Source organism: Acidobacteriota bacterium (assembly GCA_016716905.1).
Lineage (GTDB): Bacteria > Acidobacteriota > Vicinamibacteria > Vicinamibacterales > SCN-69-37 > SYFT01.
In genome coordinates, this window is record JADJUS010000004.1 from 1,807,260 (window position 1) to 1,821,674 (window position 14,415).

At 65.3% G+C, this 14,415-nt stretch carries 17 protein-coding genes and 1 tRNA gene; 5 read left to right on the forward strand and 13 right to left on the reverse strand.

Annotated elements, in window-relative coordinates:
• Positions 1 to 49: 49 nt before the first annotated feature.
• The 12 genes from IPL75_12065 to IPL75_12120 form a co-directional block, all read right to left on the reverse strand.
• Positions 50 to 754 (reverse strand): DUF72 domain-containing protein, encoded by a 705-nt coding sequence (locus IPL75_12065; protein MBK9240972.1) that lies wholly within the window; start codon positions 752 to 754, stop codon positions 50 to 52.
• Positions 755 to 764: 10 nt separating this feature from the next.
• Entirely contained in the window at positions 765 to 1,898 is a 1,134-nt protein-coding gene (locus IPL75_12070; protein ID MBK9240973.1) for an ABC transporter permease, read from the reverse strand.
• A complete protein-coding gene (locus IPL75_12075) occupies positions 1,895 to 2,992 on the reverse strand; it encodes an ABC transporter permease (protein ID MBK9240974.1) in 1,098 nt (365 codons plus the stop codon). The genes IPL75_12070 and IPL75_12075 overlap by 4 nt, the downstream gene beginning before the upstream one ends.
• On the reverse strand, positions 2,989 to 3,801 hold the full coding sequence (locus IPL75_12080) for an ABC transporter ATP-binding protein (protein MBK9240975.1): 813 nt from the start codon (positions 3,799 to 3,801) through the stop codon (positions 2,989 to 2,991). Before IPL75_12080 ends, IPL75_12075 begins: the two co-directional genes overlap by 4 nt.
• Before the next feature lies 1 nt (position 3,802).
• Complete coding sequence (locus IPL75_12085) at positions 3,803 to 5,137, reverse strand: TolC family protein (protein MBK9240976.1); 1,335 nt, start codon at positions 5,135 to 5,137, stop codon at positions 3,803 to 3,805.
• Positions 5,134 to 6,054 carry an ABC transporter ATP-binding protein gene (locus tag IPL75_12090; GenBank protein ID MBK9240977.1) on the reverse strand — a complete coding sequence of 307 codons (921 nt, stop codon included), beginning with the start codon at positions 6,052 to 6,054 and terminating at the stop codon, positions 5,134 to 5,136. The genes IPL75_12085 and IPL75_12090 overlap by 4 nt, the downstream gene beginning before the upstream one ends.
• Positions 6,051 to 7,073 carry an efflux RND transporter periplasmic adaptor subunit gene (locus IPL75_12095; protein MBK9240978.1) on the reverse strand — a complete coding sequence of 341 codons (1,023 nt, stop codon included), beginning with the start codon at positions 7,071 to 7,073 and terminating at the stop codon, positions 6,051 to 6,053. Before IPL75_12095 ends, IPL75_12090 begins: the two co-directional genes overlap by 4 nt.
• Positions 7,070 to 7,717, reverse strand: a complete 648-nt coding sequence (locus IPL75_12100) for a TetR/AcrR family transcriptional regulator (protein MBK9240979.1) — start codon at positions 7,715 to 7,717, stop codon at positions 7,070 to 7,072. Before IPL75_12100 ends, IPL75_12095 begins: the two co-directional genes overlap by 4 nt.
• A 112-nt stretch (positions 7,718 to 7,829) precedes the next feature.
• On the reverse strand, positions 7,830 to 8,555 hold the full coding sequence (locus IPL75_12105; protein MBK9240980.1) for a response regulator transcription factor: 726 nt from the start codon (positions 8,553 to 8,555) through the stop codon (positions 7,830 to 7,832).
• Between the two features lie 13 nt (positions 8,556 to 8,568).
• Positions 8,569 to 9,627 (reverse strand): histidine kinase, encoded by a 1,059-nt coding sequence (locus IPL75_12110; protein ID MBK9240981.1) that lies wholly within the window; start codon positions 9,625 to 9,627, stop codon positions 8,569 to 8,571.
• Between the two features lie 4 nt (positions 9,628 to 9,631).
• Positions 9,632 to 10,363, reverse strand: coding sequence for a hypothetical protein (locus IPL75_12115; GenBank protein ID MBK9240982.1), 732 nt, complete (start codon positions 10,361 to 10,363; stop codon positions 9,632 to 9,634).
• A 2-nt stretch (positions 10,364 to 10,365) separates the two neighbouring features.
• Positions 10,366 to 10,689 carry a hypothetical protein gene (locus IPL75_12120; GenBank protein ID MBK9240983.1) on the reverse strand — a complete coding sequence of 108 codons (324 nt, stop codon included), beginning with the start codon at positions 10,687 to 10,689 and terminating at the stop codon, positions 10,366 to 10,368.
• Between the two features lie 229 nt (positions 10,690 to 10,918).
• On the opposite strand from IPL75_12120, the gene IPL75_12125 reads away from it, so the two are divergent.
• From IPL75_12125 to IPL75_12140, 4 genes are all read left to right on the forward strand, one after another.
• Positions 10,919 to 11,659 (forward strand): ABC transporter ATP-binding protein, encoded by a 741-nt coding sequence (locus IPL75_12125; protein ID MBK9240984.1) that lies wholly within the window; start codon positions 10,919 to 10,921, stop codon positions 11,657 to 11,659.
• Positions 11,656 to 12,537: an SCO family protein gene (locus IPL75_12130; GenBank protein MBK9240985.1), complete on the forward strand. Its 882-nt coding sequence runs from the start codon at positions 11,656 to 11,658 to the stop codon at positions 12,535 to 12,537. The genes IPL75_12125 and IPL75_12130 overlap by 4 nt, the downstream gene beginning before the upstream one ends.
• The gene (locus tag IPL75_12135) at positions 12,521 to 13,252 is read left to right on the forward strand and encodes a hypothetical protein (GenBank protein MBK9240986.1); all 732 of its coding nucleotides are present in this window, start codon (positions 12,521 to 12,523) and stop codon (positions 13,250 to 13,252) included. The genes IPL75_12130 and IPL75_12135 overlap by 17 nt, the downstream gene beginning before the upstream one ends.
• Positions 13,253 to 13,270: 18 nt before the next feature.
• Positions 13,271 to 13,346, forward strand: a tRNA-Ala gene (locus tag IPL75_12140).
• A 75-nt stretch (positions 13,347 to 13,421) separates the two neighbouring features.
• On the opposite strand, the gene IPL75_12145 is transcribed toward IPL75_12140, so the two are convergent.
• Positions 13,422 to 13,649, reverse strand: a complete 228-nt coding sequence (locus tag IPL75_12145) for a hypothetical protein (protein MBK9240987.1) — start codon at positions 13,647 to 13,649, stop codon at positions 13,422 to 13,424.
• 55 nt (positions 13,650 to 13,704) lie between these two features.
• Here IPL75_12145 and IPL75_12150 point away from each other — a divergent pair, with 55 nt between their 5' ends.
• Positions 13,705 to 14,391, forward strand: a complete 687-nt coding sequence (locus IPL75_12150) for an outer membrane lipoprotein carrier protein LolA (GenBank protein ID MBK9240988.1) — start codon at positions 13,705 to 13,707, stop codon at positions 14,389 to 14,391.
• The last annotated feature ends 24 nt before the right edge of the window (positions 14,392 to 14,415 follow it).

The following is a 14,415-nucleotide window of genomic DNA, read 5'->3' on the forward strand; positions in this document are numbered from 1 at the left end:
GTTAGCGCCTGACTATGACACGGCGGGTCACACGCGGGTCGCGGCCTCCCTACAGGTGCAGCGCGGCCTCGAACGCCTTCGCGAACTCGGGCCCCTTGCCCTCGTCTTCGTGCTTGAAGTACACGAATACCTGGTCCCAGTCGGCCTGGTGTGAGAGCACGGTCTTCGCCCAGCGATCGAGGTCGGCGGGCTGGTAGCCTTCGTCGCGCAGGCGGAAGTAGGCGTGCCGCGCGGTGGCCACCAGGGGCGTGGTCTTGTCGCCCATATCGGCGATGCATAACGCGGCGCCGTGTTTCTCGAGCAGGCGGAACACCTCGTCGGCGTGCCACGAGTCGTGGCGGAACTCAAACGCACACCGCATATCTTGGGGCAGGATGGCCAGGAACTGCTCGAAGCGCTCGAGGTCGCACCGCATGTTGGGCGGCAACTGAAAGAGCAACGACGCCAGGTGGGGCCCGAGGCCACGGGCGCTCTCGGTAAACATCGCGAGCAAATCGGCGCAGTCGGCCAGTCGTTTGTCGTGCGTGATGCGCTTGGGCGCCTTGAGCGTGTAGCGGAACCCCTCGGGCGCTTGTGCGCGCCAGCCTTCGGTCAGCTTCGGCGTGGGCATCCGATAAAACGTGTAGTTGATCTCCACCGTGCGGAACCGCTCGGCGTAATACGCAAACATTTTCGACGCGGGGAACGGGTCGGGATAAAACGTCCCCTTCCACTCGGGATAGTTGTAACCGGACGTTCCGACGGCGATATCCATCAGGGACAGATTACTCCGTCTTGTGCGACCGGGCCGTGGCCAGCGCAAGCACCACCACGCCCCAGACGGCCAGGGCCGCGAAGTGCGGCCACAACAGGTCGAACCCCACGCCCTTGAGGAAGATGCCGCGCACGATGACCAGGTAGTACCGCAACGGAATCACCGTCGTCACCCACTGGATGACCACCGGCATGTTCTCGATGGGAAAAATGAACCCTGAGAGATAAATCATCGGCACCAGGAAAAAGAACATCGCGGTCATCATCGCCTGCTGCTGTGTGTGCGAGATGGTCGAGATGAAGAGGCCGAGCGCCAGCGTGCACAGAACATAGACCGCGCTCGCAGCCAGCAGGAGCGCCGGGCTGCCCAGCATCGGCACCTCGAACCAGAACACCGCCACGGCCATCACGAGCAGCACGTCAATGAACCCCACGACGCCGTACGGCAGCAACTTGCCAAGAATGAGTTCGAAGCGGCCAAGCGGAGTCACGTGCAGCTGCTCCAACGTCCCCAGCTCACGCTCTCGAACGATGGCCATCGCGGACATGTTGGTGGTGATGAGCAGCAACAGCAGGGCCAGTACGCCGGGCACCATGAAGTCTTTGCTGAGGAGCTCCGGGTTATACCAGACGCGAACGGCCCCGGTGATTCCACCGGGAGCCGCACCGCCGCCCAGGAGCACCTGCTCAGCCACGAGCGCCGCATTAAACTCGCTGACGAGCCCCGCGGCGTACGCGAGCGCTACACCCGACGAGTTCGCGTCGGTGCCGTCGGCCAGCACCTGCACGGTCCTGGCACTCGCCGGTCCCTGCCCCTGCAGCGAGTCCCCGAATCCAATCGGCACGATGACACCCAACCAGGCGCGCCCCCGCGCCAAGGACTGATCCACGTCATTCGGGCTGAGGAACTCATCGACGACCTTGAAATACGGCGACGCGGCAAAGCGCTCCACGAGCGCCCGGCTCTGCGACGACCGGTCGCCGTCCACGATCACGATTGGCACATCGTGCACATCGGTCGTGGCCGCGTATCCGAGCATGGTCAGCTGGAGGATCGGCGCCACAAGGATGATGCCGGCCAGGCGCGGGTCTTGCCGGAGTTCCAGGAACTCCTTCCACATGAGTGCCATGACGCGGCCGATCATCGCTTCGCCAATCGCAGTGAAGCGAGTGCCATCACCAGAACTGCATACACCGCCAGCGCCGCGACTGACGGCCACACTGTGGCCAGGTCCGAGCCCTTCAGCACGATGCCGCGCAGCGCCACCAAAAAGTACTTCGCCGGCACAGCGGTGCTCACGTACTGGAGGCCGATCGGCATGCTGGCGATCGGGAAGATGAAACCCGACAGGATAAAGGTCGGCAGAAACGCCACGAGGCTTCCGATCTGAAACGCCACTTGTTGGGTTTCAGCAATCGTCGAGACGAGCAATCCCGTGCCGATGGCGCCGACTAGAAATACCCCGAGCACCAGATTGAGTGCGATCCAACTGCCGTGCATGGGCAACCCGAACAGCGCCATCGCGGCGAGAATGACCAGGATGCCGGAAATTTGTGACAGCACCAGATAGGGCGCGGCCTTGCCCATGATGAACGCGGGCGTCGAGATGGGCGCCATGCGAATCTGCTCCATGGTGCCGCTTTCCTTCTCGCGCACAATCGAGAGCGCCGTGGACACCACCGCGGTAATCATGGAGATGTAGGCGATCAGACCGGGCACCAGGAACAACGTGCTGCGCAGTTCAGGGTTGTACCAGATGCGCGGCTCCACCATTGCCAGCCGCGTGGTCACGCTCGCGCCTGCCGGGATTGACGCTTCGCGCAGCACGGCCGTGGTGTAGCCCAGTACGGTTGTGGCGGTGTTGGCATTGTCGCCGTTGAGCAGCACCTGCACGGTCACCGGCAAACGCTGCGCGAGGTCGTTGCCGAATCCTTCGGGAATCACCAGCACCGCGCGCGCAGCACCGGAATCAAGCGCCCGCCCGATCTCGGCGTCCGACGAAGCCGTGCCGACCAGTTCGAAATACGTCGAGTCCACGAAACGCGAGACGAGACGACGGCTTTCAGCCGTCTCGTCCCGATCCTGCACCACGAGCGCGACATGGCGAATATCGAAGTTGAGCGCGTAGCCGTAGAGCAGCAGGAAAAACGCCGGCAGGAACAACATGACCATCAGCGTCCGCCGGTCGCGCTGAATCTGGCGCAGTTCCTTGATGGCCACGGCCCAGAGATGGTTCATGCGGCATCCCCCGTGGCGGCGGCATCGGTGACCACGTCGATGAAGACGTCTTCAAGCGTGGGAAGCACGTCCCGTTCGACTCGCCCTGTCTGGGGGGCTCGCTCACGGCGGGCGGCGAGCGCGACTTTCAGTTCGCGCGTCGGGCCCATCGCCGCAATCCGACCGCCGTGAATGATGGCGACGCGATCGCACCGTTCGGCTTCGTCCAGATAGTGCGTGGTCACGAGCACGGTGGTGCCGGCCCGCGCCAGGTCGTCGATCAGACGCCAGAAGTCCCGTCGTGACACGGGATCCACACCGCCGGTGGGCTCGTCCAGAAACAGAATCGGCGGCTCGTGCAGCAGCGCGCAGCCAAGCGCCAGGCGCTGACGCCACCCACCCGACAGTGTCCGCGTGAGCACGTCTTCGCGGCCGACGAGGCCCGCCATTTCCAGCGTAAATTTCCGGCGCCGCGCCAGCCGCTCGCCCGTCAAGCCGTAGAGTCCGCCGTAGAAGCGGATGTTCTGGTCCACCGTCAGTAACTCGTACAGCGAGAAGCGCTGCGACATGTAGCCGATGCGGCGTTTCACCCCTTCGGGATCGCGGCCCACATCGATACCGCCAACATCGGCACGTCCGGACGTGGGCTTGAGCAGACCGCACAACATGCGGATGGTGGTGGACTTGCCCGCACCGTTTGACCCGAGGAAGCCAAACACTTCCCCACGCTTCACCTCAAACGACACGTCGTTGACCGCGGTGAACGCGCCGAACCGCCGCGTCAGGTGCTCGACGCGAATGGCGACCTGGTCTTCCCTCTGGTCGGGCACGTCAGTCGACTCCGACCGCTCTGCGCAGACGGGCTTCGCTCACGCGCAGCGAGGCCAGCAGCCGTGTCCGTTCGAGTTCGGCCTCGAGCAGGGCGACCTGGGCCTCGAGCACATCCGTGCTGGTGGCCACGCCGGCCGCGTAGCGCTCGCGCAGCACCCGGTGCGCTTCCGCGCTTGCGGCCACCGCCTCGCCGGCCGCAGCAATCGCTGCGTTTCCGCTTTCCACTTCCTGCAGCCGCTGCTGGACGTCCACCGACACGCGTCCGTCGAACTCGGCCAGGCGATGGTCGAACGCACGCGCCTGTGCTTCCGCCACCGCGCGGTCGGCCTTCGCGCGTCCGCCATCCCACAACGACCAGGACACGGTGACGCCCAGATCCCAGGACGTGTGCCAGGCGTTCTGCCGGGGCACGAAGCGGTTATTGGGCCGCGCGGGTTCGACCGCGGCTAACGCCGCCACCTGCGGATGTGAGGCGGCCATCGCCGCTTCGGCCGCCGATCGGAACGCCGACTGCCGCGCGGTGAAGGCCCCCCGCTCGGCGCGTGACTCACGCGCGAGCGCCACCACGTCGGCGGCCTGCCGTGAGGTCAACGCCGACAGGCCGTCCCACGGCCGATCGATCGGCGAGACGGGATCGAGCGCCTGTCCCGGCATCCCGATGAGCCGCGCCAGTTCGCGCTCGGCGGTGGCCGCCGCGTGCGCGGCCTGGATGCGCTGCACAAGATCCCGCGCGCGCCGCGCCTTCGCGGTGAGCACTTCGTGAGGCGAGACCAGGCCGGCGTCGAGGCGCGCCTGCACATCGGCCACCCAGGCATCCGTCCGGGCCAGACTCTGGTCGATCACCTTCACTGCCTCGCGGCCGGTGACCAGCGCCCAATACGCCTGCGTAATCTCCATGGTCAGATCCGCACCCACCACCTGGCCGTCGGCTTGCGCAGCGCGTACATCGGCCTCGGCCGAGTTCACCAGCGCATCCACGCGCCCACCCGTCCACACCGGCCACAGCAGCTCCGTGCGGACGCGGAAGTTATCGGGGATGTCTGGAAACAACACCCGGGTGCCGCCCCCGGCCTGCGGGATGCTGTATTCCGGGACGTGATTGGTGCGCACGTAGCCCGACAGCGCGCTGACGGTGGGCTTGTCCAGTGTGGCGCGACTGTCACGCGACGCCACAGCCGCGGCCTCCCGCGCGTCGGCCTCTTTCAGCCGCGGCGCGGTCGCTTTCCCTCGCGCCACCGCGTCGGCCAGCGTGAGGGGCATCGGCGCCTGAGCGGCGGCGAGCGCCGGCAGCAGGGCCAACGTCAGCGTGACGACACAGCGTTGTGCGTGATTCATGAGCGTGCTCCCTGCCGGACGTGTTCAATAAAGACATCTTCGAGTGTGGGCACGATGGCCTTCACCCGAGTGACGTCAACCTGGGCATCGCTCAGCCATTGCGCGATCTGGGTGCCCATCGCTTCGCTCGGCACGCGCGCGTGCAACCGATCCCCGAACAACGACACCTCGTCGTCTCCCAGTTTTTCCCTGAGAATGCGCAGCGCCTGTCTCGACGGCGACGCAATCACTTCGAGCATCACCGTGTGGTCCATGCGGCGAAGTGCGTCGGGCGTATCGAGCGCCAGCACCTTGCCGTCGCGCAGAAGGGCCACGCGCCCGCACCGCTCAGCCTCGTCCAGGTAGGGCGTGGCCAGTACGGCGGTCAGTCCGTTTGCCCGAAACTCGTTGAGCAGCTTCCAGAATTCACGACGCGAGACGGGATCAACGCCCGTGGTCGGCTCGTCGAGAATGAGCAATGCCGGCTCGTGGACGAGCGTGCAGGCCAACGCCAGCTTCTGCTTCATCCCGCCCGACAGTTTGCTGGCGAGGCGATCCCGAAATGGCAGCAGGCCCGTCAGTGTCAGCAGCCGCGTCCGTTTGTCGGCAAAATGCGACACGCCATGCAGGCGCGCGAAGAAGGCGATGTTCTCGTCGATGGTCAGGTCGCCGTAGAGGCTGAATCGCTGAGACACATAGCCGACCGAGTCCACCGAGATTCGGCGCACCTTGAATGGATCGGCGTCAAACAGACGTACCTCCCCGGAGTCGGGCCGCAGCAGCCCGCACATCATGCGCAGCGTGGTGGTCTTGCCGGCGCCGTCTGGCCCGATGAGGCCGAACATTTCACCCGGCGCCACCTCGAGCGACAGCCCATCCACCGCACGCGTGCCACCGAAGGACTTCACCACCCTGTCAAGGGCGAGTACCGGTGTCACTGCCCGCCCCCGAAGTCCACTTCCACCGGCATGCCGGGCTTCAACGTCCCGGCCTTGTTGTCCACGGCCACCTTCACCCGATACACCAGCTTCGCGCGCTCGCTGGCTGTCTGCACGTTGCGGGGCGTGAACTCGGCACGTGGTGACACAAACGTCACCTTGCCAGGCAGCCGGTCACCCGCATCGGTAATCACCGTGGCGGTCTGGCCAATCTTGACCGCCGCCACGCGCGGCTCCTCCACGTACGCCGTCGCCCACGCGCGGTCGAGATCGACGATGACGAGGAGGGGGACGCGGGGGGTGACAAGCTCACCCGGTTCGACGAGGCGGGACGAGATGACGCCGTCGGAGGCGGCGGTGATGGTGGTCTCAGCCACATCGCTGTTGACGGTGGCGATCTGGGCGTCCACCGCAGCGAGCCGTGCGCGCGCGGCGTCCAGTTCCTGGCTGCGGGCACCCGCGTTCAGGCGTGCCACCTGCGCGCGGGCAGCGGCCACGCGGTCGTCCGCGGCCTTTAGTCTGGACTCTGCCAACACGCGCCGCACCACCGCGTCGTCGCGCTGCTTCTCGGACCCGGCGCGCTTCTGCACGAGTTGTTCAAAACGCTCGGCATCGACCTTCGCGGCGGCAAGTTCCGTGGCCACGGCGGCGCGATCGCTTGCGGCTGCGGCGGCCTGGGCTTCTGCCTGGGTGATGTCTTCGGTGCGGGAACCGGCACGCAGCAGGCGCAGTTGAGCATCAGCCTGCTCCCGATCGGCCTTGAGGCGGGCAAGAGCCAGCGTGGAATCGGTGGACGACAGCTGAATGAGGGTCTGCCCCGCCGTCACCCGATCGCCTTCCGCCACGGCTACCGTCAACACGCGGCCCGGCACCTTCGAGGCCACACGCATTTCCGTGGCCTCCACATACCCCGACGCATGTGGCGTCGCCTCGGTGGTCGTTCCCGAGCATGCGGCCCCTGCGGCCCCCATCACCGGAATCACACCCCACGCCAGTCGCCTGATCCACATCCGAGTCATCGTGATTTCCTCGCCGTTGTTGTCGTCGAAATGCCACCGAGCACCATCGCCTGCAGGTGAGCCACCATGTCGTCAATCTCCACGTCCAGGCCCTCGTGGGCCCGGGCGAACTTGTCGCGCAAGGGCCGGCTCGCGATGAACAGCGTGAGCGGGCCCACAAGGCCGAGTTGCACCAGGAAGGGATTCACGGGGCGCATGGTGCCGGCGGCCGTCCCATCGCGAAGGATCTCGCCCAGCATTTTCAGGACCTCACGGAAGTGGACAGCCACGGCCGGATCCAGATGGCGACCACCCTCGGCCACCTCTCGCAGCCAGATGGGGGGGAAAAACGGCCGGTCGACCGCGACACCGGCGATGGCCTGCACGTAGGCACGCAACTGCACCTCGGGCGAGCCGCCACTGGCCCGCACACCGCGCACGGCTTCGGCGATTGAGGCAAACGTATCGTGGAGGATGGCGTTGAAGAGCCCGGCCTTGCTCTTGAAGTGGTAGTAGATCATCGCCTTGTTGACGCGGGCACTGGCGGCGATGCGGTCGACTTTGGCGCCGTCGAAGCCACGTGCGGCGAACTCCGTCGCAGCGGCGGACCAGACGCGCGCGCGGGAGGCCTCGGCGTCTCGGGCTGGCTTGGCGCGTGCTGGCATGTTAACTAAATGGTTAGTTAACAATCGGGCCCCTGTCAACTGCGAAAACGACCTCAGAGGTCGTTTCCGATTCCGGACGGCCGGAAACGACCTCTGAGGTCGTTTTCGCGCGCTACAGCAGTTGCTGAAGCCGCTGATACCCGGATCGGCTGACCGTGAGCTTGGTGCCGTCCTGGAGAATCGCCACGCGGCTGTCTTTGGCGTACAGCTCCACCTTGGCGAGCCGGTCGATATTCAGCAGGAACGACCGGTGGATGCGCACGAAGCGGCGTGGATCCAGTTGGGTCTCGAGTTCAGACAGCGTCTGCTCCTTGAGCAGCGACTTCCCCGCGGTGTGGAACGACACGTAGTCGTCCTGCGCCTCCACGTAGTCGATCTTGGAAACCACCAGCACATGCACATCAGCGCCATCGCGGATGATGACGCGGTCGAGGGGCATCCCCGGCCGGCGCGCGGCTGCCCGCAACACGGTCGGCGCCACAACCGCTGCCTGACGCGATCGCACCCGGTCCAGCGCCTCACGCAGCCGCTGCGACGAAAACGGCTTGAGCAGGTAGTCCACCGCGTGGACCTCGAACGCCCGCAGCGCGTAATCATCATGCGCCGTGACAAACACCACGGGCACATCGCGGCCGATGACCTCGAGCACCTCAAAGCCGTCGAGCTTCGGCATCTGCACATCGAGCAACACCACGTCGGGCTTGTGCTCGGCCACGGCCTTGATGGCCTCGAAGCCGTTGGCGCACTCACACACCACGTCGATGTCGCCCACCGTCTCCAGGTGCTGGCGCATGGCGAGTCGCGCCGGCTCCTCGTCATCGACGATCACCATGCGCAGCGGACTTTGCAGTTCATTCATACAGTTTCCAGGGCCAGGTAATGGACACACGGTAGGACTCGGGCGACGGTTCCACCGCCAACGCGGCGTGTGTGCCATACGCGCCGCTCAATCGGCGCCGGACGATGTCGAGGCCGAAGCCGGTGCCACGGCGTCCACCGCCGTCCGGGTCGCGCGGATTGGTGACGGTCAACCAGACCAGTTCACCTCGCCGCCTCGCCTCCACTTCGATGGTGCCGCCGTCCAGGCACGTGGCAATGCCGTGCCTCACGGCATTCTCCACGAGCGGCTGCAGCAACAACGGCGGCACCATCACGTGCGCGAGTCCGGGTTCCACATCCATACGGACCTTCAATCGATCACCAAACCGCACGCGTTCGATCTCCAAATAACTCGATGCCAGCGCCAACTCCCGCTCAAGCGCTATTCGCGGCACCGCGCCGAGCGTGAGGCTGCTTCGCAGGAAGTCCGCCAGGCGTTGCACCATCTCGCGCGCCTTGGTCGGGTCGGGACCAATGAGGCCCGACACCGCGTTCAGGCTGTTGAACAGAAAATGTGGATCCACCTGGGCGCGCAACGCCCGCAACTCCGCTTCACGGGCGGCAATCTGCGACTGCAGTTCGCGCTGCGCCAATGCCGTCGATTCCTCCACCGCCTGCAACGCGTAGTGCACGGTGACCGACAGCAGGTACGCGAGCGCACCGAACCCCATGAGCAGGCTGATGAAGGACGGCGAGGACGCGGCTTCGGCGGGCACACCCATGCGATCGAGCACCCTCCACCACCAGCGCCCCACACTCGCCCAGACCGACGCGGCAATCACCGAAGCCACCACCGCACTCACGCCAACGCGCCAGGTGGCCGTGCGGGTGAGCGGCATGGCGCGCGCCAGAAACAATGCAGACAGGGAAAGGGGCGCGGCCAGCAGGCCCAGCGGTACGCCAAACGCGAGCGCCTGAGGCCAGGTCACGCCGAACCCGGTGCGTGCGAGCAATGCCAGCAATGTGCCGACCAACGCCCAGGCGATGAGGTGAAGTTGAAGCCGGCGCCGATCTCCCAGGATGGCCTGCATCAGGTCACTTGGTCTTGATCTCGACGCCGCCCATCACGACAAACCCGCGCACGGTCAACCGGTGCTTGGAATCCTGTGTGCCCGAACTGCTGTCGTCGGCGCCGCCCATGATGGCCACCACCTGATTGGACACGGCCCAGTCGGGCGGCACGGTGATTTCGACGCCGCCCCACCAGACGAAGACGTCAATGATGGCTTCCTGCCCACCGGTGGATGCCCCGCGCAGGTCCACCTCCACCCCACCCATGATGGCGGTGAGGTCAGCACGCCGGAACGCGGCCGACGTATTGCGCCGCACTTTGCCCGACCAGACGGCCACTTCGGAGAAGGTGGAATCGGTGGAACCGGTCGCCGCCGGGGCACATGACTCGTCACCCTTGAACGCGCGATAGATGATCAGACTTCCCACGCCGACCAGGAACAACGGCCACCAGCGGTCGAAATCAAACGAGAAGCCGATGAACTCTTCAGAGAGCGTCCCGACGCCGAAGAGGACCAGTACGCCGCCGAGCACCTTGCCTGCCGTGGTGTCGCTCTGCAGGAATTTGGCGGCGCCGAAGGCCACCAGCATCAATGGCCAGAACCGGAGGATGTGACCCGCGTCGGCATAACCCAGGTTGTCGGCGGTCAGAATCAGGCCGAACGCCACGATCATCAGACCAAGCACGACCTGCGGGGTCAGACGAAAGCCCGGTTTCGGCGACATGGATGACCAGGGCGACTGGGTCGTGTTCATGTTCATGACTGCGCCCCTTTCACTCTGCAGTTGCGCGCGTGGAACACAATCGACAGGCCCACCAGCACAATAAACAGCGGCCAGGAGTCATGAAGGCGAAGCACGCGGTAATTGTGTGCCAGAAAGATGCCGGACATCAGAATCAGCGACACCCCACCCCATCGGCCGTCTTCCCCCGGCGCCACCAACTTGCCGACGCCGATGACGGTCAGGATCAACGGCCACAGTTTCCCAAAGTCCACATCGGGCCACGTCCCCAGATTCGAGGCCAGGAAGATCAGCCCCACTGCCACAAGCACCACGCCGGTCATCACGTTGTTTCTCACCACAGGCCTCCCGTCACCAGGGTCCACCAGAGATTCACTGCGGCCATGGCCGCCAGCGCCCCCAACACCCCCACGCTCACCAGCAATCGCTCTGTCCTCACGCAGGAAGATTACGGGGGGCGTTCGCGACGATGCCGCCAGGTTTCGGTCAGCGGCGTCCGGGCGTCGGTGAACGTCGCCCGGCCGATCTGACCGCACACGGGCGGGCGTTCCCCGGTAGAATCGGGGCATGTCGTTTTTCTCTCGATCCCCCCAGCCGGTGAGTCCCGTGGACGACCTGGCTCCGTCGGATGTGCTGATTTCGCTCCATCAATTGGAGAAATCCTATGCGCTCGGCGCCTCGCGCTCGTGGGTGCTGCGGCGCATCACATTGGATATCAAAGAAGGCGAATTCGTCTCGATCATGGGACCGTCGGGTGCGGGCAAATCCACCCTGCTGCACATCCTCGGCATGCACGACAGCGCCTGGACCGGCGAGTACTACTTCGGCGGTCAGCCCGTGCACCGGCTCAGCGCGAAAGACCGCGCGGCCCTGCACAAGAAGTGGATTGGGTTCGTCTTTCAGAGCTATCACCTGCTCGACCACCTGACCGTCTACGAGAACCTGGACGTGCCCCTGTCGTACCGCGACATCAAGAAGTCCGAGCGCGACAGCATGGTCTGCGACATCCTCGATCGCTTCGCCATCGTCGGCAAGAAGGACCTGTATCCCAACCAGCTCTCGGGCGGACAGCAGCAACTGGTGGCTGTGGCGCGCGCGGTCATCGCCAATCCCAAGATCATCCTGGCCGACGAACCCACCGGCAACCTGCACTCGAGCCAGGGCCGCGAAATCATGGAACTGTTCCGCAAGCTCAACGAGGGCGGCACCACCATCGTGCAGGTCACACACTCGGAAGCCAATGCCGAGTACGGCTCGCGCGTCATCGAACTCAAGGACGGGTGGCTGGTCGGCGCCCCCACGGCGTGATGCCCCTTCGCCTGGCACGGGCTAAGGCCCATGCCCTCCGTACCGCCGCCGCGTTGCTCATCTTCCTCTCCGGGTGCACCGCTGAGCCGCCCGCCAAGCGCTACGAACTGACCGGGCAGGTCCTCGCCGTGCACGAGGCGCGGCAGGAACTGGCGATCAAACACGAAGACATCGCGGGCTACATGCCGGGAATGACGATGAGCTTCCCGGTGGCGACGAAGACGTTGATGATTGGCCGCACACCGGGAGAACTGATCTCGGCCACCCTTGAAGTGAATGGCCTGGTGGGCAAACTCGTGGCCATCACGCACGTGGGCACGGCTCCCCTGCCCGACAACACGAACACCGCGGCGATGGCCGACGGCATCCTTGCGGAGGGCGATCTGATGCCCGACGCCGCGCTCATCGACCAGCAAGACCAGCGACGGTCGCTGTCTGAATGGAAGGGCACCCCGGTGCTGCTCACGTTCATTTATACGCGCTGCCCGCTGCCAAACTTCTGCCCGGCGATGAACCGGAATTTTGCGGCCATCCAGAAAAGCCTGGCGGCCGATCCCGCGTTAGCCGGGCGCTTGAAACTCATCTCGGTCTCGTTTGATCCCGAGTACGACACCCCGGCCGTTCTGGCGGGCTTCGCCAAGACCTTCCAGACCGACCCTGCGGTGTGGACGTGGCTCACGGGTGACCGCGTCACCACTGATCGACTGGCGGCGAAGTTCGGCGTCAGCGTCATCCGCGAGGACGCATCCCCCACCGATGTCGTCCACAACCTGCGCACCACCCTCATCGACGCCGACGGACGCATCGTCAAGATCTACTCGGGCAGCGAGTGGATGCCGTCGGCCGTGCTTTCGGACGTGCGTGCCGTCATCAAGTAACACGCCGCCCAGATCGGCGTTTACGCCGGCTGAACGGCGCGTGATCGATCGCCTGACGACGCCCGAGCTTGTGCAGGCGTTTCTGAACGGGCTCACCTACAACACCGAGCCCCCGCCGGGCGGGCCCCAGCAACGCACTTTCCGGAGTGTGGTGGCCACGCGCGCCGCCCACTGCCTTGAAGCCGCACTCACGGCGGCGGTGATTCTGGAACAACACGGCTATCCGCCCACGGTCATGAGCCTGGAGTCGGAGGATGGCCTGGACCACGTGATCTTCGTCTACCGCGCCAGGACCGGATGGGGATCGGTGGCCAAGTCGCGCGACCCCGGTCTGTTTGGACGCAAGCCCGTCTTCCGGTCGCTGCGACAGATGGCGCTGACGTACTTCGACCCCTTCATCGACACCACCGGCCGCGTGACCGCCTACGGGATGGTGGACCTGCGTGTGCTGGGCCGCTACGACTGGCGGCTGTCGTCCGGCAACGTCTGGAAAGTGGAACGCCTGCTGTACGAGATCCCTCACCGAAAAATCCGGTCGTCTGACGCGCGCGTGGATCGCCTGCGCCGCAGGTATTTCACCTTCCGCCGGGAGCACCCCGGGGTCAAACCGGTGGCCTACTACGATCAGCGAACGTGGAGCGAAATTCCGGAGAAGTTCCGCCGCGCAGACCGCATCGCGAGAAAGGGCGAGACAAGCGGCGGTCAGTCGCGTTAAACTTGGGGTTCCTTACGTGGGCGGCTAGCTCAGCTGGGAGAGCGCTGCGTTCGCAATGCAGAGGTCGCGAGTTCGATCCTCGCGCCGTCCACCAACTTTTCGCCGCTCACTTCCGCCGCGAAAAGTTGCCTCGCCGTAGCCCCGCCGAAGCGCGCAGCGCGAAGGCGGGCTACTCCTTCGGCTTCAAATCATCCAGCAGGCCGCGCACGGCGTTCACCGCGTTGGCGTGTGCCGCCAGCACCCGGTGATACCCGTCAAAATCCAGCGACGTTACAGGTGTGTCGGCCGGCAGGGCTGCAACCGCCGGAGCCATCTTCTGCAGCTCCCCTGCCGAGGTTACCGCCCCCAGCCACGCGTTCCTGAACGCCATCACCGCATTTTCTGAGTCACGCGACATCACCCGCCTCCTGCCCCGACAGTATATCGAGCCGGGTGCTAGTATGAACTCACCCATGCAGGCTCGGGCCGCGACCGTCTTCCTTTCGGGGTTCGCCGGGCTGATCGCGCTCAGCGCGCTCGCCACGGCACCCATTCACGGCCAGGCGCCGACAGCGCAGAGTCTTGCCCTGTCTCTGCAGAAACGGTACGCCACCATTCGCGACTTTCGCGCCGACTTCACGCACACGGTGCAGGGCGCGGTGCTTCGCACCGTTCGCACAACCGAACGCGGCGAATTGAAGGTCATGAAACCAGGCCGCGTCTTCATGACGTACGGGCCGCCGCAAAAGAAGTCGTTTGTGGCTGACGGCGTCACCGTCAAGACCTACATCCAGTCCGATCGCACCGGCACGGTCGGGCCGATGCCGCAAGGCGACGACCTCTCGGTCGCCATCCTCTTCCTCGCCGGGCGAGGCGACCTGGTGAAAGACTTCCAGGCGTCGATGCCAGCCACGCAGCCGGCCGGAGAGTGGCAGCTGGACCTGGTGCCCAACAAACGCCAGGAAGACTTCGCCACCCTCACCCTCTTCGTGGATCGACAGACGCTCGCCTTCCGGGGCCTGGGCACCGCAGACCATCTGGGCGGCTCCTTCGTTTTCCGTTTCACCAACCTGCGTGAGAACACCGGGTTGAAAGAGTCAGACTTCCGCTTCACGTTCCCAAGGAACACTCATGTCATCGAAACCGGGCGCGGGAAGTAGCCGGACTTCTCGCCTTCTGCTCGT

Excerpts from the sequence above, each read along its gene's own strand:
- IPL75_12115 (MBK9240982.1), bottom strand. The coding sequence starts at position 10,363 with ATGAACACGACCCAGTCGCCCTGGTCATCCATGTCGCCGAAACCGGGC.
- IPL75_12145 (MBK9240987.1), bottom strand. The coding sequence starts at position 13,649 with ATGTCGCGTGACTCAGAAAATGCGGTGATGGCGTTCAGGAACGCGTGG.
- IPL75_12100 (MBK9240979.1), bottom strand. The coding sequence starts at position 7,717 with ATGCCAGCACGCGCCAAGCCAGCCCGAGACGCCGAGGCCTCCCGCGCG.
- IPL75_12065 (MBK9240972.1), bottom strand. The coding sequence starts at position 754 with ATGGATATCGCCGTCGGAACGTCCGGTTACAACTATCCCGAGTGGAAG.
- IPL75_12075 (MBK9240974.1), bottom strand. The coding sequence starts at position 2,992 with ATGAACCATCTCTGGGCCGTGGCCATCAAGGAACTGCGCCAGATTCAG.
- IPL75_12085 (MBK9240976.1), bottom strand. The coding sequence starts at position 5,137 with ATGAATCACGCACAACGCTGTGTCGTCACGCTGACGTTGGCCCTGCTG.
- IPL75_12125 (MBK9240984.1), top strand. The coding sequence starts at position 10,919 with ATGTCGTTTTTCTCTCGATCCCCCCAGCCGGTGAGTCCCGTGGACGAC.
- IPL75_12150 (MBK9240988.1), top strand. The coding sequence starts at position 13,705 with ATGCAGGCTCGGGCCGCGACCGTCTTCCTTTCGGGGTTCGCCGGGCTG.
- IPL75_12070 (MBK9240973.1), bottom strand. The coding sequence starts at position 1,898 with ATGATCGGCCGCGTCATGGCACTCATGTGGAAGGAGTTCCTGGAACTC.
- IPL75_12095 (MBK9240978.1), bottom strand. The coding sequence starts at position 7,073 with ATGACTCGGATGTGGATCAGGCGACTGGCGTGGGGTGTGATTCCGGTG.
- IPL75_12110 (MBK9240981.1), bottom strand. The coding sequence starts at position 9,627 with ATGCAGGCCATCCTGGGAGATCGGCGCCGGCTTCAACTTCACCTCATC.